The 23,782-nt window shown below is 41.7% G+C and carries 22 protein-coding genes; 6 read left to right on the forward strand and 16 right to left on the reverse strand.

Annotated features, from left to right (window positions below; all coding sequences use genetic code 11):
- Window positions 1-8: 8 nt before the first annotated feature.
- From QT327_RS04145 to QT327_RS04165, 5 genes are all read right to left on the reverse strand, one after another.
- Window positions 9-3,062: a SusC/RagA family TonB-linked outer membrane protein gene (locus QT327_RS04145; protein WP_130856767.1), complete on the reverse strand. Its 3,054-nt coding sequence runs from the start codon at window positions 3,060-3,062 to the stop codon at window positions 9-11.
- 266 nt (window positions 3,063-3,328) lie between these two features.
- Window positions 3,329-4,762: a phytoene desaturase family protein gene (locus QT327_RS04150; RefSeq protein ID WP_130856766.1), complete on the reverse strand. Its 1,434-nt coding sequence runs from the start codon at window positions 4,760-4,762 to the stop codon at window positions 3,329-3,331.
- A 286-nt stretch (window positions 4,763-5,048) separates the two neighbouring features.
- The gene (locus QT327_RS04155) at window positions 5,049-6,089 is read right to left on the reverse strand and encodes a succinylglutamate desuccinylase/aspartoacylase family protein (RefSeq protein ID WP_130856765.1); all 1,041 of its coding nucleotides are present in this window, start codon (window positions 6,087-6,089) and stop codon (window positions 5,049-5,051) included.
- Between the two features lie 82 nt (window positions 6,090-6,171).
- The gene (locus QT327_RS04160) at window positions 6,172-7,443 is read right to left on the reverse strand and encodes an adenylosuccinate synthase (RefSeq protein ID WP_130856764.1); all 1,272 of its coding nucleotides are present in this window, start codon (window positions 7,441-7,443) and stop codon (window positions 6,172-6,174) included.
- A gap of 82 nt (window positions 7,444-7,525) precedes the next feature.
- Window positions 7,526-8,095 (reverse strand): Crp/Fnr family transcriptional regulator, encoded by a 570-nt coding sequence (locus tag QT327_RS04165; RefSeq protein ID WP_130856763.1) that lies wholly within the window; start codon window positions 8,093-8,095, stop codon window positions 7,526-7,528.
- A gap of 330 nt (window positions 8,096-8,425) precedes the next feature.
- Between QT327_RS04165 and QT327_RS04170 the strand changes: the two genes are divergently transcribed.
- Window positions 8,426-8,671, forward strand: coding sequence for a hypothetical protein (locus QT327_RS04170; RefSeq protein ID WP_130856762.1), 246 nt, complete (start codon window positions 8,426-8,428; stop codon window positions 8,669-8,671).
- Window positions 8,672-8,703: 32 nt separating this feature from the next.
- Here the strand turns inward: QT327_RS04170 and QT327_RS04175 are convergent, their stop codons facing one another.
- Window positions 8,704-8,931 (reverse strand): hypothetical protein, encoded by a 228-nt coding sequence (locus tag QT327_RS04175; RefSeq protein ID WP_013667944.1) that lies wholly within the window; start codon window positions 8,929-8,931, stop codon window positions 8,704-8,706.
- Between the two features lie 93 nt (window positions 8,932-9,024).
- Here QT327_RS04175 and QT327_RS04180 point away from each other — a divergent pair, with 93 nt between their 5' ends.
- Both QT327_RS04180 and QT327_RS04185 read left to right on the forward strand, forming a co-directional pair.
- Window positions 9,025-9,351, forward strand: a complete 327-nt coding sequence (locus tag QT327_RS04180) for a hypothetical protein (RefSeq protein ID WP_289552116.1) — start codon at window positions 9,025-9,027, stop codon at window positions 9,349-9,351.
- Window positions 9,352-9,420: 69 nt separating this feature from the next.
- Window positions 9,421-9,813 carry a response regulator gene (locus QT327_RS04185; RefSeq protein ID WP_130856760.1) on the forward strand — a complete coding sequence of 131 codons (393 nt, stop codon included), beginning with the start codon at window positions 9,421-9,423 and terminating at the stop codon, window positions 9,811-9,813.
- 19 nt (window positions 9,814-9,832) lie between these two features.
- Here the strand turns inward: QT327_RS04185 and QT327_RS04190 are convergent, their stop codons facing one another.
- The 5 genes from QT327_RS04190 to QT327_RS04210 all read right to left on the reverse strand — a co-directional run bounded on the left by QT327_RS04190 (window position 9,833) and on the right by QT327_RS04210 (window position 14,123).
- Window positions 9,833-10,552 (reverse strand): metallophosphoesterase family protein, encoded by a 720-nt coding sequence (locus QT327_RS04190; RefSeq protein ID WP_130856759.1) that lies wholly within the window; start codon window positions 10,550-10,552, stop codon window positions 9,833-9,835.
- 242 nt (window positions 10,553-10,794) lie between these two features.
- A complete protein-coding gene (gene pstB, locus QT327_RS04195) occupies window positions 10,795-11,556 on the reverse strand; it encodes a phosphate ABC transporter ATP-binding protein PstB (RefSeq protein WP_149106018.1) in 762 nt (253 codons plus the stop codon).
- On the reverse strand, window positions 11,546-12,391 hold the full coding sequence (gene pstA / locus QT327_RS04200) for a phosphate ABC transporter permease PstA (RefSeq protein WP_013667949.1): 846 nt from the start codon (window positions 12,389-12,391) through the stop codon (window positions 11,546-11,548). Before pstA ends, pstB begins: the two co-directional genes overlap by 11 nt.
- A 2-nt stretch (window positions 12,392-12,393) precedes the next feature.
- Complete coding sequence (pstC, locus tag QT327_RS04205; RefSeq protein ID WP_149106019.1) at window positions 12,394-13,284, reverse strand: phosphate ABC transporter permease subunit PstC; 891 nt, start codon at window positions 13,282-13,284, stop codon at window positions 12,394-12,396.
- Window positions 13,285-13,295: 11 nt separating this feature from the next.
- On the reverse strand, window positions 13,296-14,123 hold the full coding sequence (locus QT327_RS04210; protein ID WP_149106020.1) for a PstS family phosphate ABC transporter substrate-binding protein: 828 nt from the start codon (window positions 14,121-14,123) through the stop codon (window positions 13,296-13,298).
- A gap of 293 nt (window positions 14,124-14,416) precedes the next feature.
- Between QT327_RS04210 and QT327_RS04215 the strand changes: the two genes are divergently transcribed.
- From QT327_RS04215 to QT327_RS04225, 3 genes are all read left to right on the forward strand, one after another.
- Window positions 14,417-14,950 (forward strand): hypothetical protein, encoded by a 534-nt coding sequence (locus QT327_RS04215; RefSeq protein WP_130856757.1) that lies wholly within the window; start codon window positions 14,417-14,419, stop codon window positions 14,948-14,950.
- Window positions 14,951-15,128: 178 nt separating this feature from the next.
- Entirely contained in the window at window positions 15,129-15,809 is a 681-nt protein-coding gene (locus tag QT327_RS04220; RefSeq protein WP_149106021.1) for a hypothetical protein, read from the forward strand.
- Window positions 15,784-17,187 (forward strand): hypothetical protein, encoded by a 1,404-nt coding sequence (locus QT327_RS04225; RefSeq protein ID WP_289552119.1) that lies wholly within the window; start codon window positions 15,784-15,786, stop codon window positions 17,185-17,187. Before QT327_RS04220 ends, QT327_RS04225 begins: the two co-directional genes overlap by 26 nt.
- 3 nt (window positions 17,188-17,190) lie before the next feature.
- Here the strand turns inward: QT327_RS04225 and QT327_RS04230 are convergent, their stop codons facing one another.
- The 5 genes from QT327_RS04230 to QT327_RS04250 form a co-directional block, all read right to left on the reverse strand.
- Entirely contained in the window at window positions 17,191-20,010 is a 2,820-nt protein-coding gene (locus QT327_RS04230; protein WP_289552121.1) for an SdrD B-like domain-containing protein, read from the reverse strand.
- A gap of 88 nt (window positions 20,011-20,098) precedes the next feature.
- Window positions 20,099-20,704, reverse strand: a complete 606-nt coding sequence (locus QT327_RS04235; RefSeq protein WP_149106024.1) for a LuxR C-terminal-related transcriptional regulator — start codon at window positions 20,702-20,704, stop codon at window positions 20,099-20,101.
- Window positions 20,705-20,872: 168 nt separating this feature from the next.
- Window positions 20,873-21,229, reverse strand: a complete 357-nt coding sequence (locus QT327_RS04240) for a response regulator (RefSeq protein ID WP_130856752.1) — start codon at window positions 21,227-21,229, stop codon at window positions 20,873-20,875.
- Between the two features lie 50 nt (window positions 21,230-21,279).
- Entirely contained in the window at window positions 21,280-22,875 is a 1,596-nt protein-coding gene (locus QT327_RS04245) for a PAS domain-containing sensor histidine kinase (protein ID WP_289552123.1), read from the reverse strand.
- A gap of 136 nt (window positions 22,876-23,011) precedes the next feature.
- Window positions 23,012-23,701 carry a LuxR C-terminal-related transcriptional regulator gene (locus QT327_RS04250; RefSeq protein ID WP_149106025.1) on the reverse strand — a complete coding sequence of 230 codons (690 nt, stop codon included), beginning with the start codon at window positions 23,699-23,701 and terminating at the stop codon, window positions 23,012-23,014.
- Between the last annotated feature and the right edge of the window lie 81 nt (window positions 23,702-23,782).

Genomic DNA, 23,782 nt, shown 5'->3' on the forward strand with positions numbered 1-23,782 from the left:
AAAATCCATTAAAGCGCTAAATTAATCCCCAGTTGAAAGCTCCTTGGTTGCGGAGGTGTTCCCAAGTCAATACCCTGCTCATTTGGATCGCTGCTAGCAGCAGCTTCCGGATCCAAACCGCTGTACTTAGTCCAGGTAAACAAATTATTCCCTTGCAAATAGAAGCGTAAACGATCCAAATGCCAGCGATCTGTTACATGCTTCGGCAAGGTATAACCGATAGTAAGCGACCGCAAACGCAGGTATGAACCATCTTCCAACCACCTGCTGCCACCATCTTTGTAGTTATTCACATTTACACCATCCGATCGGGGCACATCCGTTATATCACCGGGCTGCTGCCATCTGTCTAAGTTGGAGGCAAAGATGACCCGAGCTGCGTCACGCGCGCCCCCCGCTTCCCCGAAAAATCGATTATGGTTATAGATCTCATTGCCGTAAGAGAATACGAAGAAGATATTTGCGTCGAAACCTTTAAAGGTGAAATTGTTGGTTAGGCCGCCATAAAAATCCGGCCAAATACTGCCCATAATTTTCCGATCAGCTACTGTAATCCTACCATCTTCATTTACGTCCTCATAAACCACATCCCCTGTTTGCGGATCTACATATAATTGATTATAAACCCAAAAGGAATATAGTGGGTGCCCTTCTTGAAAAAGGATGAGATCACGGCTACCGTAGTTTAAGGGATTCTCCAGCTTTTCTATTTTATTTACGTTTCGCGCAATATTAAAGGAACTTTGCCAGGAGAAATCCGTTTTTCGGATATTCCGACTGACCAATGCCAGCTCCAGTCCCTTGTTACTGATTTCCGCAGCGTTACTCGTATAACTGTCATAACCGGTTGTGGCTGCTAGCGTAACCGGAAGTAAACCATCTTTCGTATATTTACGATACCAATTGAACGAGATGTCCAGTGCCTGTTTGAACAAGGTTGCATCCAGTCCAATATTCAATTGGTCGGTCCGTTCCCAGCGGAGCTCGCTGTTTGCTAATTGCTCAGGTGCGATCCCTGGAATCCCTTGATAAGAAGAGCCGATGCCCGACCAAAGTCTGCGCGCTGCAAAAGCACCGATACCGTTCTGATTTCCGGTGCTACCATAACTTGCACGAATTTTGAGGTCATCTAAATAAGCGAGGTTCTTTAAGAAATTCTCACGTTTGATACGCCAGGCTGCACCTACCGCAGGAAAATAGCCCCACAGGTCAGCAGACCCGAAACGCGAAGAGCCGTCGGCACGCAGAGAAAAATCGATCAAATATTTATCGTCAAAAGCATAATCGATTCGACCAAAAAAAGAAGCCAGGTTGTATTTCTCCCAATCTTGACTGCTTGTAGTGGTTGCAGCTGAAGAGATCAATTTAAAGTCGTTACTGGCAAACCCCCTGCCTGTTGCCGATGTGCGCTTAAGGGTTGAACCTTGTAAAGTATTACCTACCAATATACCGAAATCATGCCTTTGATTGACTTTTTTTCGATAGGTTATGGTTTGTTCATTGATCCACGTGGTAGACTGTCCGATAGCCGAGGTGGCTAAACCGTTCGGACTACCTGCAATAAGTAAGTTGTTCCAATATTCGCTTTCATCGTAATTGTTATAATCCAAGCTGAAAGTTGAACGGAATTTTAAGTCGGACGACAGCTGAATATCTGCATACAAATTTCCGATATAACGCAAACTGGTGCTGTGTACATCATAATTTTCCAATAATAGCGTCAGGTTGTCAAATCCAGCTCTGCCAACCAGCACCCCCTGATCATTATAAGGGGAAAGGTAAGTAGGAGTATGTAAGGCTGCCTGTAATAAACCGCCCTGAGGGCCATCACCTGCACGAGCTTGATTTCTTCCGGTTCGGCCGATGGTATTACTGGTTCCTATCTGGACACGATCACTGATTTTTTGATCGAGGTTCACCTTAAAGCTAAGCCGGTCAAAACTGATGGGTTTGAGAGTGGATTCCTGTCGATTGTATCCCCCACCAATATAATAACGGGTCCCGATAGCGCCCCCACTGATTGACAGATCGACATTGGTTAATGCTGCCGTACGAAATGCCTCACCAAGGCGATCATAGGTTTGCTGCTCTTCCGGCAAACCTATGCCTGCAATACCATTTATCACTTCCGTTACCGGACGAAAGGGCTCCGGTTGACCAATATTTCGATAGTATTCATTTACCAGCGTAGCATGCTCAGGCCCGGTTGTTAGCTCCCAAAGTTTCGCTGCCTTTGCTATTCCCTGTGAAAGATTGAGTGCCACCTTTGGCTTCTGATTAAAATTACCTCGTTTGGTTGTAATAATAATAACGCCATTTGCACCACGGGAACCATAGAGCGCCGTTGCTTCTGCATCTTTTAAAACCTCAATACTTTCTATATCTGCCGGATTGATATCGGCTATAGGAGATGTTGCCTTACCTCCTGTATTAACAGTTTGTAAACTGTTGGTATTTAAAAATACCCCGTCGATAACATATAAGGGATCATTGCTGGCATTGATGGAGGTTGCCCCCCGTAAACGTATATTTACAGCTTCCCCAGGTACACCTGTGTTGCTAGAAATTTGAACACCCGATACTTTACCCTGCAATTGCGCATCAAAACCACCTGCCGGAATATCCTTACTCTCAGCAGGATTCACTTTCGTAACCGAACCGATTAAGTTTTTCCGCTGTTGTGTAGTATAACCTACTACCACTACATCGTTTAACTGATTGAACCCTGGCTTGAGCAAAATTTCAATCTTCGCTTCTGATGCGATTATTTTTTTCTTTTCATAACCGATATAAGAGATTTCAAGTGTATAAGGAAATATTTGTCCCGTAACAAAGCCAAATTTTCCTTCCTCGTCCGTGGATACACTATGCGTAGTGCCTTCTATGTGTACCAAAGCACCCGGTAATGGTTCTTTTGTTATTGAATCGAGCACTTGCCCCTGAAGTGTAGAATTGACAAGCGGTTTAGTTTGCTGGGCAACTAACTGTTCCGTAAAAAAGATGATAAAAAGTAATGAAAGGAGAGATGGCACGGATTGTGCCCTCCTCTTTTGAGTTTGCATAAAAAATGGGTTAAGTTACAAAGCTTGATCACGCAACGCCAATTGATCATGATCAATGATTAAAATCCTATAGTTTATTTATATTTTGGTCTCCAAATCAACATCGAAAAACGAAAGCATGTAAATTCTTTATCTTCATAATCGTTCTAATTTAAAATCAAGATGCGCATCTTCGAGCCAAAGTTACAAAAAAATTGAAAAGAATATAATATCTACCTTTTTTATATACTTTTTTTACAAAAACAGTTCTATCTTTCACTTGTGGACTAAATCGTTATGTTGAAAATATCCTTCAGTGCTTGTTTAGCCGCATGGAAACCGCCCATTCCATGCACTCCTCCTCCAGGCGGTGTTGAAGCAGAACAGATATAAAGTCCTTTGGCAGAAGTACGATAAGGTGAAAAACGGAGTGCAGGGCGTGTAAAAAGTTGCCTCAAATCCAACGCACCACCATTTACATCTCCACCTATATAGTTTGGATTATAATTTTCAAGGTCTTCCGTATTGGTAATATGACGGGCCAAGATAAGGTCACGAAATCCAGGAGCGTACCGTTCTACCTGATTTTCTATCTGCTCCGTCATATCTTTTGTCGAACCATTAGGCACATGACAATACCCCCACCCTACCTGCTTTCCCTTTGGCGCACGTGAAGCGTCGAACAAGCTCTGCTGTGCAAACAGCACAAAAGGTTTTTCGGGATGTCTACCTTGAGCCACCAGTTTCTCTGAAAATGCAATTTCTTCAAAAGTGTTACCGATATGTATAGTTCCTGCCTGCCTACACGATTCCGCGATAAACGGAACAGGTTCACTCAAGGCCCAATCGATCTTGAAGAGACCTGCACCATAACGGTAACGACTTAGTTGCTTGCGATACAAAGAGGTAAAACGGTGCCCTGCAATAGCTAGTAGCTGTTTGGGCGATATATCAAAAAAAACAGCACGTGCTTTGGGTAATTGTGCAAGCGACCGAATCCAAATACCTGTTTCAATCTTACCGCCCAATGCGCAAAAATAAGCTGCCATGCTTTGCGCCAACTGCTGGCTTCCTCCCTCTACAATTGGCCAACCGCTGCGATGGCCTGCCATTGTAAGTACCAAGGCAATTGCAGACGTAGTGAGTTGGTCAAGATTTAAGAGGCTGTGCGCAGCCATACCTGCAAATAAAGCTTTTAACTCTTTCCCTTTAAAGCGTTTTGAAAACAAGGTAGCTGGAAGTCCCGCCTTTAAACCAAACCCTAAGTATTTCCATGGGTGTTTAGGAAAACCGAACGGCCCTAATAAATCATTTACAATATCCGGCCACGAAGTTACCAGCGGTTCAATCAAGTCCGAATAATATGCTCGGTCTATACCTAAAGTCTCCGCAGTTTGTCCAATATCCTTGTATAAGGCCGCAGCCGTTCCCCCGTCAAGTGGATGGGCCGCTAATACCTTGGGATCTATATAACGCAAACCATAATCCGCCAAAGGCAAGCTACCAAGAAATGGAGAGGCCGCTGCCATGGGATGCACTGCCGAACAAATGTCATGTATGAAACCGGGCAATGTTGATTCTGCACTACGCATACCACCTCCGATAACGTCCTTGCCTTCAATAATCAACACATTTAAGCCTTGTTGTTGCAATAAAATAGCGGCGGCTAAACCGTTAGGGCCTGAGCCAACTACTACTGCATCATAATCAGTATTAGGCATTCATCGCTCCTTTCTTCAGTGGACGTCTTTGCATATCATTTTATCGGCTTTTTACATCACTAAACCTCAGGACCCTACGAACCTTTTTGCTAAACTAATAAAAATCCACCAAATAGATATGTTTTTTTTCAGGCGGACAACCTAGTCGCACTATATAGTAAAGCCTTTAACTGTGCCTCCCATGGGCAACCCGTTATCCATAGGACGCCGTAATTTTGGCAGCTGAACCTCCGTACACAGGAAATCTTATAAACAAATTATAAGTTGGTCGTAATCAGCATTTCCGTTACTCGGAATATGCGATACAGAAAAGTGTTTCACCCTTATTAACCGGGGGCGTTCCTACTTTATATAGAATAACACCCGGCACCTCTGCAATAACATCCTGCAATTTATTTCCGAAAACATCCGTGATATATCCCAGCTGTTGTCCCTTGGTAACCCGATCCCCCGCAAGCAAGGTGCTATAGAAAATGCCTTGGCCATGTGAGCTGATATATTCTTGCCGGTTATAGTGCACCTTGGTCCGGGTAAGGTCTGATTTTGTTGCATCCGTGTACATGTCCATTTCTTTTAAACAATTGTATACGGCTTGCTTTATCTTCTTTACCGCACTGACCTGTACCGTTCCCAGTTTGCCACATTCGATACTCAATGCGATTCTTCCATCTTGAACAGCTTGTTTAAATGCATAAAGTGCCGCTTCATCGTCGCTAATAGTGTATGGATATGATACGATATGCTCGAAGTCGCTTGCTTCTGCTAATCGCTTTGCCACCCTCGTTTGTTCTGCTTTATCCCGACGGTCATAATAACAAACAAAAGGTAACAAGTCTTCATTTGCATCACCGCCGTGAATATCGAGAAAAACATCACTGTTGGGGATAACCTGCTGACTAATTAGATGCGCTAAACGCTCCGTAGCGGTGCCATCGTATTTACCCGGGAAGGATTTATTAAGATTCTTATGATCTATCGGATTGACAAAGGGTGATCTACGGTAGAAAGAAGCAGTGTTCGCAACCGGAATAATGATAAGGGTGCCTGTCAATTGCTTTGTATCTATTTCCTTCATCAGCTCCTGAACAGCAATAATAGGCGGATATTCAAAGCCATGTATACCAGCAACGATTGTGAAGATTGGTCCGGATTTTGCTCCTCTCATTACCGATATAGGCAAAGCAAGCAAGCTATCCTTATGGTTATCAACTCGTAAACTGAGGTTTTCTTTCCCCGGTCTCGCTCCATCCAACGCTCCCTTTAAAAGGCTTTGCGCGAAAGTAGTTTGAAAATAAAGAGACATTACTATGAATAGGATATATCGCATCGATCGTGTTTTGAATTCTTGAAAGCCCGTTTAACACGTGCGAGGCTAATATACGAAATTCGAAAATGAAGAAATCGTACTTTTATCTTTCGACCATCTGCGTTCTATCCGGACCAACGGAGATATAGACAATTGGTATCCCGAGCTCTTTCTCCAAAAATGTAACATAGTCTATTAAGGTCACCGGCAATTGTGATTTTTCACGGATCCCGTTTACATTGCCCCAACTTTTAAATTCTTTAAAAACAGGTGTCGCCTTATCACTGTCCACCCAGGTTGACACGAGATCCATTCGTTTGCCATCTACCAAATAATGTGTACAGACCTGAACAGTTTCCATAGCGCTGAGAACATCCACCTTGGTAATGATCAATTTAGTAACACCGTTCAGCATAATCGCATATTTCAAGGCAGGGAGATCCAACCACCCCGTTCTTCGCGGCCTTTTGGTTACAGCACCGAATTCATTACCTAATTCCCTTAATTTTTTGGTGTCTCCATTTTTTATTTCGGTTGGAAAGGGCCCATTTCCAACACGAGTGCAATACGCTTTAAAGACCCCGTATACCTCTCCTATTCGCTGCGGAGCGATTCCCAAGCCCACACAGGCACCCCCGGAAAGCGTACTAGAGGAAGTCACGAAAGGGTAAGAGCCATGATCTAAATCCAGTAGAGTCGCCTGAGCTCCTTCCGCTAATATCCGGCCTCCGCTATTTAAAATTTCCTGGAGTACGGGTTCGGTATCGATAAGGGTGAACTGGCGTAAAATATTGATGTTTTCCATAAACTTTTGATAAAGTGTTTCCAGGTCAATTTCTTCTGAAAACAATACCTGCAGTTGTTTAGCATGGTCCTCCATCAATTTTCGACAGCGTAGCGCAAAGTCGGGTTGCAAGAGATCACCAACACGAATACCTTTGCGAAGAATTTTGTCCGCATAGGCTGGAGCAATCCCTTTCTGAGTGGATCCAATTTTCCGTTCTCCTAAGCGCTCCTCTGCAAAGCGATCCAGGAGGCAATGTGTCGGCAAAACCAAATGTGCCTTTTTCGAAATAAGCAGATTCTGCCAATCGATGACCCGGTGCCCCAAGGACTCGAGTGCATTCAGCTCACGCCGTAGTGCAGCCACATCCAATACAACACCGCTGCCAATTACATTACGAATTTTTCGGTTAAAAATTCCGGACGGTAGAACGCTAAGCACCACCTTCTGTCCATTAAATTCCAGGGTATGTCCGGCATTTGATCCACCGTGATATCGGGCCACCGCTTGATACCGGTCACACAGAACATCAACGATTTTACCTTTACCTTCGTCTCCCCACTGAAGACCTAAAACAACATCTGCTTTCATTTTTGACGAATTAAATAATTATGATCCAAATTTGATCGCTAATTTTTAAATTCCCATTGTCATTTGACAAGAATGCTTTCGTTTAGAATATATTTCTTCGGATACGACTTAACGAGGAGGGAGTTATTCCAAGGTAGGAAGCCAACATTGATTGGGGAATACGATTAGACAGTCCCGGATAATGATTGAGGAAGTTCAAATAACGCGTTTGTCCGTCCTGCACCAACATATTGCTAGCTGTTTTCATTTTGTTCTCCAACACGGCTGCATTCAGTTTTACAAAAATGGTTGACCAATTTGGAAGTTCGTGATCTAAAAGCTCAAAATCTTCCCGGTTCAAAAGATAAATACGTGCATCAGTTATCGCTTCAATATATTCTGTGGAGGCAATACGATCAATAAAACCATTTATATCGCCTATTAATCGACCTTCATAGACAAAATACCTCGTAAAATCATCTCCAAATTTGTTGTAATAACAAGACCGAAAGATCCCCTCTTGCACAAAACCGAGGCTCGAACAGATTTTTCCTGCTTCAACGAAATATGCGCCCTTATGGATCGAAACTTCTTTTACAAGCTCTTTTAGAAGCTGCTCCCCTTTGTGCGTAAGTCTTCCAAATTGATCGAGATACGCTAATAATTCTTTCATTCAATAAAGTAGCTACCAAATATCGTGAACCAATTGTCAATTGACAAAAATTAAAAAACAAGTAGCAGCATCTACTACTTCTTATCGATCCACCGGACATTTATCTGTTTGCGCTTCTAATCGAATTAATTTATCTTTAGGTCGTGTAAAGATTAAGTTTTTGCCTACAATAGCGACTTTGTATAATTTGCCATCTATTGTCTTAAATCATTCCTAATTTCTACATAAACTTAGGCAGGTATAAGAATCTGTATGTAAATGTAACAACCAACGGAAAGTAAGAATTAAATACACGATGAAGAACTTGTATGTGTAATCAATAGTTTCACCATGACCAAATTTTCAATGTTTCTCTTTGTTATCATTCATCAAGATGAGGTGATTGCTTATGCATCTCGTTTAGAAGATTTATGGGAGCGTTTCGGCAATTATCTTGGCAGCCAAGGGCACGTAGATAGATTTAGGAAGATGGTGGAAGAACAACAGATTCTAGCAGGTAAAATCCAATCCTTCTCTTTTATAATAGAAGGTAATGAATATCATTTTCAACAATTGGAAAAAAGAATTAAACGATGAGATGCTCACTTACGATAGTGGACTATACAATTCTACAACAATTTTTGAAAGGTATATTCCTTTCCCGACAAGGTTAATTTAAAAAGCCTTTCTCTTTTAAATTTCCGATAAAAGAAGTCAAAATTTCTCGATTCTCCTTCGATCTCTTCAAATTTTCGTACAAAGGCCCGAAGATTCGTTTCAAAACAAATCGCTTCCCCATTTCGGATGACAATATATAATGCTTTTAAGCCCTGCAACATGGTAACAAAAATATACACTTTTTATGCAACTATATCTCAATAATGTTGTGATATTTTTTTCATTTGCAACAATATATGCCTATATTTGCAATCCTATTTTACGAATCATAAATGAGCATCTATGAACTTGCCGCACAACTTGGTTTATCTGTTTCATCTGATAACGTTGCTGAAATTCCCATTATCATTTTGAATGATCATTTATTTGTGTCAGCATCAAGCATGAATGATCTGTTCGATCTCAATGACACCCGCACCATGGAGTGGCTGAGCCTTCCTCCCATGTCCTTAGCCGATTATTATTTTTCAGGATTATCCGATCCTACATCTTACCTTACATCTTCTGATAGACAACACATAAAAAACTGTCTATCAGAAGATAAAAAACAAATTAGGCATACATTTGTGTGTCCGGCGTTCATTATATTTTTTTCGTAAGAGATAAAAATTAATTTCACATAAACATTTCACATATTTTCACGTTTAACTGTAATCAAGTGGTTGGTTATGAAGATATGTATTGTGGACGACGATCCCATATTTCAGCTATTGGCTAAAAAGCAATTTCAAAAAATCGCCGGTGATATCGATACGGTAAGTTTCACCAACGGGATAGACGCTTATGCGTATTTTCGGTCGGTTGAATTAACTTCTTTATCTATGCCTAAGCTTCTACTGGTAGATCTTAATCTTCCGATTATGAATGGCTGGCAGCTAATTGATAAATTAAGGAAGACCTGCCTTACAGAAAATACGCTTATTTATATCGTAAGCTCATCCCCCGCTATCGAGGACAGAGTACGAAGTCTATCCCTTACTTGCGTAAAAGATTATCTAATGAAACCAATCAATTCCCAACAATATGAAGAACTCTATAGAGCCGCTAATGTTGCGCACTAAAGTATAAAGGGGGTTGGGTTTATCGTAAGAATACCGGGTGTATTGCAATATCGTCATCATTTATTTCAATGATACTGTACCCTAATCGCTTATTGTCAATTTCAATTTGGCTGGCGTTTTTAACGAACTGATAAGATACCGCAGGTGAAACATATTGATTAATATTTCTGTAAACCTGTGAATCGGCCATGTGATAGTGTCCGCAACATATACATATTTTGGATGCAGATTGCGTTAGTAAATCAACTATTGTTTCCCGATCACTTAATGGATATTCGTCGTCGACAGGTGTGTTTACTTTAAGGAGCGGATGATGAATAAAGATAACAACCTGCTGTTCATCTACTAACTGCGTCTTTAACCATTCTTGTTGACCGCGACTAATGCTACCGGACGAAGAATCCATAAAAACATACTTGAATTGACCTACCTTTTCACTATAAAACAACTCATTGTCAACAAATTGAGCATCGACATGAAAATGCTTTATCACCTCATGAAATTTATCGTGATTGCCTAGAATCAATCGGAAACGAATCTGTGGCACATCAAATAATTTAATGAACTGCGCGTTCACCTTTGGATCTCCTATGTCCCCTCCGCAAATCACTTCCGTTATTCCCTTCGAACGGACGTCGTTCAAAACGGCTTCCAGATTTCTTACACCGTCAACACCCTGATCCAAGGTAAACTGTTCCCCCAAATGGGTATCCGTCAAAAATGCTATTTTCTTATGCATGCAATCAAGCGTTAAAATTAAGTATACAAGGCTCCGTATTTTACAACGATTTTATTTTCCGAAGATACACCTATTTCAAGAACAAACGGAACATCACAAGGTTTAAAATAATATATTCATTCAACAAAGTCCAAGGAGGTTCTAATACCGCAAGAATAATAATAGTAAGGATGATGGTCTTTATATGGATCTACCGGTTTTAAATCTACATATTGTATAGGGAGCGGTCTAAATCCGTTAGGTTATCCGAATTTGCCACCCACGTAATTCGCGGTCAGTTCATGTTGCGGATTATTAAAGAGCGACATGGTATTATTCTCCTCAATTATTTCGCCTAGGTACATAAACACTGTTTTGTCGGCAATACGCTGTGCTTGCTGCATGTTATGGGTAACAATGACAATGGTATAATTTTCCTTCAATTTAACAATAAGCTCTTCTATCTTCGAAGTGCTTATCGGATCAAGCGCGGAACAAGGCTCATCCATCAAAATCACTTCAGGTCGGAGTGCTACGGCCCGGGCAATACAAAGACGCTGCTGTTGGCCACCCGACAAGCGGGTGGCTGGTCTTAGCAAATCATCTTTTACTTCTTCCCAAATAAAACTTTCTTTCAGCGCATTTTCAACGATTCTTGGCCGTTGTTCTTTCGGCACTTGATTAATTTTCAAACCATAGTTTATATTTTCATAAATGCTTTTTGGAAAGGGATTCGGTTTTTGAAAGACCATTCCAATACGCCTTCTAACCTGTGTAACGGGAAAATCAGCATCATAAATATTTTTACCATCCAACAAAAAATCTCCTTCTATACGAGCGTCGGAGGTCAAGTCGTGCATCCTATTAAAGCAACGTAACAAGGTGCTTTTTCCACAACCCGAAGGTCCAATGAGTGCCGTAACTTTATTTTTTTCAAAACGGACATGGATGTTCTTAAGTACCTGCTTAGATCCGAACCAAAGATTTATTCCTGAGGCTGCAAGCTTCGTCTGACTATCCTTCATTTTTACTGTGTTTATAACGTATATAAAAGGCGATGCTGTTCAATATAAAAACCACCATAATCAAAATCAGCGCCGTTCCATAAGCCAAGGGTCTCACCTCCTCAATGGCTTGGTGCTGTGTTGATAACATATACAAATGGTATGGCAAGGCCATAAACTCTTGGTTGAGATAACCGGTGGGGTTGTTGATATAAAAAGCAACGCCGGTAAAAAGGATCGGTGCGGTTTCTCCGGCCGCTCTCGATAAAGCTAATACCATACCCGTAAGGATACCCGGTAACGCGGACGGTAGTACCATGTCACGAATGGATTCAAATTGTGTAGCACCTACCCCCAAAGCGCCTTCACGCGTGCTTGCCGGAATTCGACGAAGCGCTTCTTCTGTAGTGGTAATGATATAAGGCAGCGACAACAGACCTAAAGTAAAGCCTGCCGACAAGAGGGAAGTCCCCATGTTTAATCCCTGCACAAACAGCGCCAGGCCAAAGAGACCGTAAATAATGGAAGGCACTCCGGCCAAATTACGTATAGAAGCGCGAATAAGACGCGTAAACCAAGTGTTAGGAGCATACTCATTGAGGTAAATAGCACAGCCTATGCCAAAGGGCGCAGCCACCACTGCAGTAATTAAGGTCAGCATTACCGTACCTATTATTGCCGGCAAAATTCCCCCATTGGTCATACCATCTGTAGGCAGTGTACTAACAAAGTCCCAAGTTAGCACGGGTGCTCCTTTTCCGATGATATCACCGATAATGATCAAAAGAAAAATGCAGACTAAGCCTGTACAAAGAAGCAAAGTCCCCCATTCAATAATTGATGTTAATCTATTCATGGCTAAGAAGCTTGATATTTCTTAAACTTGTTAACGTAATATTCACCTACTAGGTTAACGACTAAAGTAAACAGGAAGAGAACCGTAGCGATGGCAAATAAACTATAGTAATGCGTTGTTTGATAAGGCACCTCTCCCATCTCAATGGCAATTGTTGCAGTAATGGTGCGTACGGAGTGGAAAAATCCTTTCGGAAAGGCAGCCGCATTACCGGTTGCCATTAGTACGGTCATTGTTTCACCTAAAGCACGGCCAACGCCTAACATGACGGCAGCCAATATCCCGGGTGCACTACTCGGAATGGTGATTTTACACAGCGTTTGCCAACGATTTGCGCCCAAGCCGAAACTAGCTTCCTTATAAGACTGCGGCAAGCTATGTAAGGCATCTTCTGTAACTGTTATAATGGTAGGTAGTGCCATAATCGCTAAAAGAATGGCACCATTGAGTGCATTCAAACCGTTCGGTTGATTCGATAATTCTCCTAGTTGTGGGCTTAAAATAACAATTCCTAAAAAGCCAATAGCTACAGAGGGAACGGCTGCCAGCATTTCAATAGCCGGTTTAAGAATATTCCGCAGCCTTCTATTGGCATATTCGGAAAGAAAGGCTGCCGTACCAATTCCTATTGGGATTGCTATCAACATGGCACCAAAGGTGACTAAACAAGTACTGACTAATAAGGGAAGGATACCATAAGTGGCGGGAGTACCTCCCGGATTCCACTGGGTACCGGTTATAAAGTCCAGCGGCTTAACCTCAATCAAGAAGGCTACGGTATTCCATAACAACATAAAAAAAATTCCACCAAGAATGGCGATAATGAGCATACCGGTTGCCCGAAAAAGCCATTTAGCGAGGAGATCGATTTTTTCTTTAGCACTTAATTGCATAGCCAGGGGATTTACCGGGTGATATAGTAGCCGGAAGCCTTTATAATTAACTTTCCTTCTTCGCTTCGCTCAAAATCGATAAAAGTCTTAACTTTCTCCCAAGAAGTACTCGGAATAAATTGATATAAGGGACGCTGAAAGGCATAACGTTTTTCCATGATTGCTTTTTCGTCTAAGGGAGAAACAGCGGTCGCCTTTTTTGGGTCGCGTATATAAAGAACTTTTACAGCACGTTCCTTCGCTTCGTGAGCGATGTATCCAGCGCCCACATAGCCAATGCCCGAACGATCCGCCTTAATGCCTTCCATAATCTGCGCATTTCCGTTCATCTCCTTTGCATCTCTGCTAAATCGAATACCCAGCCTTTCTTGAACAAAAGCATGTGTTCCGGAATTGCTTTGCCGCCCATAAATATTAATCGGCATGCTCGTTCCCGTCACTGGCTTCCATGTTCGGTACCGACCGCTTAAAACCTTTCTTAAAGTGGGTATATTGATGGTGTCTAACGGAAATTCCTTGTGTACAATAAAAGCCGTAGCGTCCTCTGCAAAGACAATCGTGTGTAGCTTTATCTTTTTAACCTTGAATAAACTATCTTCTTCTGCGTTTAAACGTCGTGAAGAATTAGCGATATCTGCTTGCCCATTCAGTAAAGAGGCGATTCCCAAACCGGACCCTCCACCGGATATTGCTACGCTAAAAGCGGGGTTCACTTTATAGAAACGTTCTGCAAGGGTTACCGCCAAGTTCACCTCCGTATCCGATCCTTTTACCTTAATAGATCGACTATCATTGCTACAGGCACATATAAGTAACAGAAAGACAAACCGATACCACATAAGTCGCTTGTTTGGCAATTAAACAAATCTACTAAATTAATGTTAGCAGAATATGTATTTTACATAAAGGAAAACACCTATTACAACGCCTCAACTATTCCGGAAGACTGTGACTAGTAAATAAGCAATAGAATGGTTACCCGAGCTACATCAATAAGCATTTGGCAACTATAGCCCCTCGATCTATCACTTCGTAACATCTATATGTGACATGAATGATTGGACACGAAACAGAATAAGTATAATTTTTGTGTTCTCTCTATGGATATGGAAATTAAACTATTCAAATAATTATGAAAAAGCTATTTTTATTTTCGGGAATATTGCTGTTAGCATTAATAGCACAATTCCAGCTAGCTCAAGCACAAACAGATCAAACAGGTAATGTGACCGTTTCGATCGACCTAACCGCTCCGGTTATATCCATTGATTTAGGTGCAGATCCAAACGTAACTTTCGTATATAGCACACCTGAAGACTACACCACACCACAGGTTGAACCGAAAGTGGGACATTTCACGGTGGTAAGTAATCAGGATTACGAAGTCACTGTACAAGCAACGGAAGAGTTTACGGTAATACCTGAGAACGCTTCGCCCATTCCACTGAGTGTTGTCCAAGTAAGTGTTGACCCTTCCACTACCGGTGGCGGAACGCCTGCGATAGTCCCATTATCATCCACCGCAGGAACTTTAGTTACTGATGGCCCAGCTACAATCGGCACAACTTATAATATCAATTACACCATACCCGATGCTACTTCTTTAATTGATAAAGTGCCCGAAGTATATTCTACTACGGTGATTTATACAGCAACGCAAATTTGATCGGTGCATGATATATGACAGGTGTTACTTGGAATTGATCAGGCGATGGAGAATTCGCACTTCTTTGCTCTCAGTGATTTTTTATTTGTTATGCACTTGGAACTGTTTCGCCCAAGGAATATCGATATCACCGTCTCGGATTTTTTTTAAGGGGCTTCCCGGCGAGACGGTCCAAGAAGTGATTACTCTTACCAACAACTCGTCAATATCGTTCAATTTTATTACGGCATTAAAAGATTGGCATCGCGATTCGATCGGTCGAAAGGTTTACGACGCCCCAGGTGATGTGGAACATTCCAATAGTCGCTGGATCAGACTTTCGGAATCTACCATTAACCTTAACCCGAACGAAACAAAACGCATACTCGTGTCAATGACCGTACCAAAGGATGCAGGCGCACGCGGCTTGACCAACAGTATGCTTTTTTTTACGCAAATGAAAGAGCAGACCAAGCTTTCAAAAGAAAAGAAGCAACTAGGCGTAAATGTGCTTTTAGAGGTCGGCGTGCAGATCTATCACGTGCCACCGGGACTAACACCGGGCGAGTTGGATTTTGTCGCTTTTGAAGATCAGGGTATCATAAAATTAGAAACAGACAGTGTTCGTCGCGTTGCACTGAAGGTTAAGAACACGGGAGAAATCAATAAAGATGCGCATGTACGTTTCGAGTTGACAAATGTGCAAACCGGCGCAGAAATCCCCATCAAAACCACCGCTATCGCCATGCTTCCCCATGCACAACAATGGATTTACGTCGATTTACCAATTTCATTAAAGGGAAAACACTTAGGAGTTGCCATCCTAGACGCGGGAGATAATTATGATTTGCGTGTTGCAGAAAAAGAAATTGATTATTAACAAGCTACTATTGGGATGGCTCCTGCTTTCAGCTCCAGCCTACGGACAAATCGTCATTAATTTGCCCCAAGCCAATATTACAGCACGTTCAGATTATACAGCTACCTTGGCAAGTGGAACGTATTCGAGCTTAATTGGGTTGGTGCCGAATATTGAGGTGAAAGCCAATAGTCCCAATTTTACCAATACGGTTGGAGAAACGTCTACTGTGCCACTGAATATCGCGCATATACGGTTACGAAGTATCGGCTCTCTTTCCTTAATAGGTGTCTCAGCAGAAGTCACCCTGAGTACTTCCTACGCTTTATTATACGCAGCATTGGCCAGTATTTCGTCAGGCGCCGTTATTGCGGACTATCGTATATCAACGGGCAGCCACACTTGGATATCGGGCATTTATCGTACGCCTATTAACTTCAGAACAGGACTGCTATCCCCCAATCAGATAACACCTACTACGCCGAATTTAGATATAAACGTACCTGGATTTATTGCCCCTCAGGCTACGTTATCGTCGCTAAGCTTGCCAGTAAACAATTTGAGTTTTTTCAGAAACAGCGCCGGTATCAGCGCTGCCGGCAATATCTCTGTATCAACTACGGTGCCCTATCTTCTGAGCTTGCAAGCAAGTAACACGCAGTTTTCTTTCAACACGAATAGTTCTTATAATCAAACACCTAGCACTTCGGTTGGGCTTGTCAATTCAACGCTATCCAATATCACCAATGCTACGCCGATCATGTTATCCACCACATCACAAGCATTAACGGCTGCTTCGGGCATAGCCGTGCCTACGAACAATAATCAAGCATTAACTGCAGCATTTTCCATTACGGGAAACAATCTGAAAACAGGTTTTGTACAAGCGGGAACCTATTCAGTGCCCATTACTTATACCTGGAGTAAATTGGCCAGTGCTTATCCTACAGGCTCATTACAGGTGCAGCGAAGCAGTACTTTACAAGTCATCGTCAGTGATTTAGCGGAGTTGATTGCTTTGCAGCCAAATGTTAACTTTGTTTTTGATGATGTGACGGATTACCGTCAAGGCATAACGAGAGATATGACGCAACATTTACGTATTAGTAAAACAACTCCCTATAGTCTCTACGTACGTTCATCAACCGCTAACTTTTCGGGAGCCGGTGGCCAAATACCTGTAAATATTTTGCGTATAGGCGCCTCTGCCGGGCAAACAGGAGTTAATACAGTTACTCTTTCCACTACACCACAACAACTTATAAATAATGCTAATCCCACGATCGATCGAACGTTGGATATCCGTTATAGTATTCCGAACACAGCAATGTCGCAATTGCTCGGTAAAGCACCCGGCACTTATAGTGCTACCGTTATTTACAGTTTTACTACACTTTAGGCACTAGAATTTTCTAACGTCTACTTTACGGCGTTGGTCATAATATTTAAAATCTAAAACGTATTTATCCGGTGCTGCCTTCATATCGATCTTCTCTATTTTATTTTCTATAGTAAATGGCATTTCATCGGTTTCAACGGAAACCTCATAAATATCAGGAGCTAAATAAAAAGTGTATCTCCCATTCTGATCGGTTAACGTTCTATAGACCCTTCCTTGCGAATCGACGGCAATCAAGCGAATACCCGACAGTAGTGGAGCCGTTAGCTGATAGTTTTTACCCATAACTTGCATTTCGCCCTGCAGTAACTTGGTTTGTGTCAGCGGAATTTCCAGGGATATATTCTTGTTTAGGACCAAGGATATTGGTTGCGCACTCGTCCAGCCCTTTGTACTCAGCAAGTCGACGGTATAGTTTCCTACTGGCATATGCTGAAATTCCGCCTGACCGGATTTATCGGTCACAGCAGTTTGATCATTTATTTTAACCATGAGACCCGAAATGTGCGATTCTCCTTCGTCTCGATTGCCATTGTTGTTAAGATCCTGATAATAGATGAGGCGGATTCTCTTGCCGTTGGATGTCTGCATGGCAGCAAACTGTTTTTCAATACCGATCCGTATCTGTCGCGTATCAAATGAAGAACGAACATAATTCAGACCTACTTCCTCAGGCAGTGCTGTTTGCATGGTCACCAATGTATAGAACATATCGCCTGTAACTGCCCAATTTCCCTTCAGATTCCACCTTGCCGTTCCATTTACAGAATAATTACGCGTATCTGTAAAGCCATAATAATTATACATCGCTGCCAATTGTACCTGCAACTTATTTTTAAACGCTGTAAAATTAGTATTGGGGCCTATTGAATATAAGCGGTAAGCTACATCATTTACGTTTGCAAACAGATCGCTGAGGTAATAGGGATTTATTTGGATATAAGTGCTAATACCGAACAAAGGATTGGTATAGCTTCCGTTAATCCGCAAAGAATGGTAAGAGCTTGGAGCCATCGGCATCGTGCTTTCATAAACATAGCCATGATCAACGTGCAGATAAAAACTATGTATAGGAGCTGCATAACCCACATTCAATAGCATTCGCCCCGCCGAAGATCGCCATCGCGACGCGGCTTCACCCTCCGATGAGTAGGTACCATTCCGTAAGCTTTGTTGCATGAGGTAAGGCTTCATTTCCAGCCGAAATCTTCCCAAATTTTTACCATAACCTATTTCATAGGAATAGATACTATTTTGAAAAGGGAGATAACCATATCCGTATCTTCGACCTTGATAGGAAGGTCGATTATTCAGCAAGCTAATACGTAGGGAGTATGTCCCGCCATCCTCTGTTGATTTTATAATTCGACTATCGCTTTGCAAAATTCCGCGTCGAAGCCCGGTAAAATAAGGACTGCTGTAATAGTTATTGGTGCTGAATTGATACCCTTTATGTGTGATTGAGTAATCGATTCCCCCAGCTACTGCTCGCCGAGTGCTTGCAATGTCCGTAAAAGTTTCCTGGCTATAACCTGCTTCTATTTTCAAATCATGTTGCGCACCTAGCTTCAGAGGAACTGCAACACTGACCTGATGACTGTTCAACGCATTAAATGATTGGTGGCTATGCAAGTAAGTCAATCGCCCCTCTTGCCCGTTTTTCAAAAAACTATAATTCACGGCTAATATATTTTCGTTCGGCAAATCATTGAATATTTGAGAAGCCAGCATATAATTATTCTGAAGAGCATATACGCTTACGCGGTCCACCTCATTGATGCGATAACTGGCCCGGGCACCACGGCCGCTCAGCGCGTAATCTAAGTTCTCATAAATGTTACCCAACTTCAGCCCCCAATTTTGATTTTCATAAGACAAATAGGTATCATAGAGATTAACACCGCCCAGCTGCTGATAATAATCCAGATTTAAACGATAGTCAAGTTCGTGTTTATTCGCCATAGTGAGCTGGCCATTCGCCTGCATTTGGTAAATTTCATTATACTGATTTAAACTGAGATATCGAAAAGCGGCCGTATTATTAGGTGTTTGTGCGAAAGGCGCATTACTGAAAAACGAGCTTACACTATTCACGTGTTGAATGCGTACGCGATGTACGGCTAATTGCTGACCACTAGCGTCTACTGCTTGAATAGTGACGGAAAAATCAGCTGCCTGACGGCTATTCGTTTTGTTTCGAGCAATGAACGGAATCAATTGGCGCGCACCTGCCGGCAATGTAAGACTCATCTGCTCGCCTATAAACTCCAATCCTTCAGGAACTTCGCTTAAAACCAAACGAAAGGAAATGGGAATTAAGCCATTGTTTACACAATTCAGCATCAGCTGCGTTTGGTTTGTACTTGGTTGCAAGAAGTAAACCGGTTGTTCTGTTTGGAGTGTTAAGGTACGTGTATCCGCTAATTGAGTATAGAAGAAGGCATTAGGCAGCGCCTCCATTTCCTGATCTAAGACATTTAACCGAACCTCAAAGCGTTGTAAATTTTCGACGATAGTCTGTTTATCCGCTATGTATTTTACGGGGAACCGCTTTTCCTCTCCCGGATCGAGTCTAATTGTGTCAGGTAAAGCGATCAGCGCCTTATTGGAAGATTTGCCGGTCGATTCAATTGTTAAGAAGACCTCATCAATAGTATGGTTTTTTACTACAAGTTTATTACTAAATGTACTACTTGGCTTTATAATTAAGGTATCTCTCTCGAAAACACAGCTAACCGTTAAGTCTTGCGCATATACATAACCGATGCACCAAACTATAGAGAAAAAAAGGATCAATATGGCTATAAGAGCTTTCACAAGCATGACAGAAGTACATAAATCCCAAAAACAAATATTCTATTTACAAAGCGGACCTAGAAAAAGCAGATGTCACATAACGATGTGATGATTCTTAATATTTTAATTGTGCGATCAATTCCCCCTTACTGTTTATGTTTAACTTGCGATAAATCCGTTTAATATAAACCCGTACCGTGTCAACTGCCAAATTGTAGCGATCGGCTACTAGCTTATAACTCAACCCATCAGCAAGCCCGTTAGCAATCTGCAATTCGCGCGCGGAAAGTAGATCCTCTCGTCGTTTTGCATCATGTATCCTTTCCACCATTTCGCGGGAAATAAAAGGGCTAATAACAGACCCACCTTTATGAGTTGCGATTAAAGCCGGTGCTATATTATTTAAGCAAGTAGACTTTAACAAATAGCTAACGGCGCCCGCGCGAAGGGCCTCCAGTACAGTCGCGATATTAGCGATTTCGCTTAATATGATTATATTTGTTTTTGGAAACTGAATTCTTATCTGTTTAATCACTCTTGTCGAATATCCTTTAAGTTCAACTAAGATCAGTTGTGGTGACAGTGCCTTTTGATGGAGCAGGTTATTGGCGCGCTCCAGCTCGAAAAGGATGTTGAATTCCTGACTTCTTTGGTTCAATAAGAGCGTCCGAATTGTAGCTCTCATCTGTTCATCCGATTCTATTATACCTACGCTTACCATAATTATTCTTTATACTTGGTAACAAAGAACAATTATACCAACAATTAGTTTGAGAAAAATCGAGAAATATTGAGAAATTATTTACAAATTATAGTGAATAAACGAGAACAAATTATCTTATACCGAGCTAAGACATACTCGTTTTCTTCTCAATGGCGTGCGGCACTATTAAGTATATCGCTCTATTTTTTCAAGCATATCGTTTAGTTCAAAAGGCTTGGCTATATAATCATCGGCTCCGGCTTCTTGGGCGATTTTCGCGATGTCTCTGTTTGCGGAAAACATAATAATGGGTAGTTGACGTGTTAGGTCTCGGCTTTTGAGCTGTTTACAAACGTCTTTTCCGTTCACACCTGACATCCAAATATCCAATAATAAAATATCCGGAAGCTCATGCCGTGAGTCTGTTACTATGCTTAAGTCGTCAGTGGCTTCAACGTCATAATTACATACCTCAAGCAATAATTTGACAGAATCAAGGATACCTGGATCATTATCTATGATCATTACCTTTTTCTTTCTCATCTTTATGCCAAGCTTTAACTTTTAACAACGTTTAGCTGATTATGTTCCCTTTATTTCTTTAGAAGCAATGAAAATGAAAAAATAGAGCCCCCCTCTTTTTTGTTTTCCAACCAAATGGTTCCTCCGTGCCATTTGATGATTTCCGAACAAATATAAAGCCCCAGTCCTAAACCCGGATACGTATTTTGATTTCCACCGGTTACGCGATAAAATCGCTCGAATATCCTTTCTTGGTCAGCTTCAGGAATGCCAATGCCAAAATCTTCCACAGAGAATACGATGCGATCGCGTTGATTCTCATTAACCAGCTTGGTGTATACATAGATAACATCTGACTGAGGAGAATACTTAATCGCATTAGTTAACAAATTGATGACAACCTGCCCAATCCGATCTTGATCACCAAACACCTTTTTTGATGTTGTTAAACGCCTAATGATCTGATGCCGCTGGGTAGTTCGTTGTATTTCCTCCACCACACTATCAATCAATTCATTGAAGTCGAAATGTTTCTCTTGCAAGTGTAGCTTTCCACCTTGTATTCTCGACACATCAAGTAGTTCCGCTATTCGCGATGTTAACTTATCAATCTGCGCCTCCATTTTTAAGGAAAGAGCTGCTGCTTGCTTGTCATTCGCTTCTTGCGCAGAACGATGAAAGATTTGGGTATAGGCCTTAATTACCGTCACCGGTGTTTTTAATTCGTGTGAGGCCATAGCCAAGAATTCGTCCTTTTGTTCCGAAAGTTGCCTCATCTCGGTAATATCACGGGTTGTACCTGCCACCGCAACAATTTCATTGTTTGCGTCAAATACCGGCGAAAAGATATAATCATAAATGCGTCTGCCAAGTGTAGCATGAGGGAAAGCAACCTCGCCTCTTATCAATCGTTTCGTTGCAACCACTTCGTCAATCTCCCGCTCGTGCATTTCGGCATGCCATTCTTCATAGCCCAATTCACGAAGCCCCTTACCCTTTGCCTCTTCCAAGGTGTTTTTGCCCCACATTATAAGTAAGGCCTTGTTAGCATAGGTAAATTTGTATTGTAAATCAAACACGTAGACAAGATCCGGTGTACTTGCCGTTACTGCCTCATAAAGCCTTTTCTGTTGTTCCAGTTCGTCTTTCGATCGACGTAAGGCTTCTTCCGCTTGCTTCCGTTGCGTAATGTCACTGGTGGTTCCAAACCATTCAATTATATTGCCATCTCGGTCCACAATTGGAATAGCACGAGAAGATGCCCAACCCATTTTACCGTCAAGCCGTTTCACTCGGTGTTCCAGTTGAAAAATACTCTTAGTGCGTATTGCTTCTTGGATGACATGCAAGATCTGTTCCTTATCTTCGGAATGGATGTACTTATCCATCCAATGCTGAATGGGTTCCCCTGTATCTTCGAGAAATTCACGGCCCTGAAGTTCGAGCATAATGGTCCAATCTGCGTTCATCCGATAAATGACATCGGACGTGGCTTTCACAAATGCGGCAAAACGTGTTTCACTATCTCGTAATTGCTTATTAACGTTTACCAATTGCTGATTTAACACGTTTGCCTCGGAAATTAGTGGGCTAGAAAATAACTGAGCACTATTCGTCTTCGGATCTGTCATCATTGTCAAGGTCGTCTTTGGTGAATTATCTATCAAAACCGACGCCGGTTTTTTTCGTCAAACTGGTATTATTTCCGTCATCAAATCTATATTGCCTCCCTTTAGCCTAAAACGTATGAAACCTGTTAAAAAATAATTTAAAAAAATGTCCTTATGGAAACAGCTCAGCCTATTAAGCCGAACTGACTCCTATACATCGCTGCTTGTCAATCAATTTCCAATTGAACAGTTCATAGGCATGCAAGGTTACCCAACGAATTAAAGCCGGCCGATCCGATACCATGGCCTTCTTGCATAACCTATCAATACAGACTCCTACCCTACAAGCAGGCATTTTCAGCTCGCTTCCAATTTCCGCATTGGTGTATCCTTCAATGACATAATGCAAAACCATTTTTTCTTGCTCACTGATCAAAGGTATTTTTCCATTGAGTGCAAGACCTGATAAGCGAACAAAATTTTCGGCGATCTCAAAGGAAGTTTCAGGTGAAAGCACGTACTCGCCTGCTAACAACAACTTAATTATAGTCAGGCAGTAATCATAAAAAAAATTTCTGGAGACATAACCATTTAGGTAAGTCCGGAAGTTGGAGAAATGAGTATAACAAGCCAACTCATCCACCAAAACAAGTTTTCCCGCAACACCGATATTGTGTTTGACTTTCGTCAATGTAGTTTCGTCCACCCGCTTTGTCTTCGTTTGAAATAGGAATAAAATTTTTGGGGGAACGCGATAATTTTCGATAAAATCATCTACACTTTGATAATATTGGAAACTACATGTTTGGTTTTCACTAATTGCGAGTCCATTTTTCAACAGGGCGGATCCCTCCCTTATAATTGAGATTTTTACTTTTTTCATTGTAGAACGACAGAAATTACGGTTTCTAAAGTCTTGAACAACAAAGAAAGATTTTTGTTCGCTTTTCTATAGGAAAAAGCT

It is taken from the genome of Olivibacter sp. 47 (genome assembly GCF_030372825.1).
GTDB classification, from domain to species: Bacteria; Bacteroidota; Bacteroidia; order Sphingobacteriales; family Sphingobacteriaceae; genus Olivibacter; species Olivibacter oleidegradans.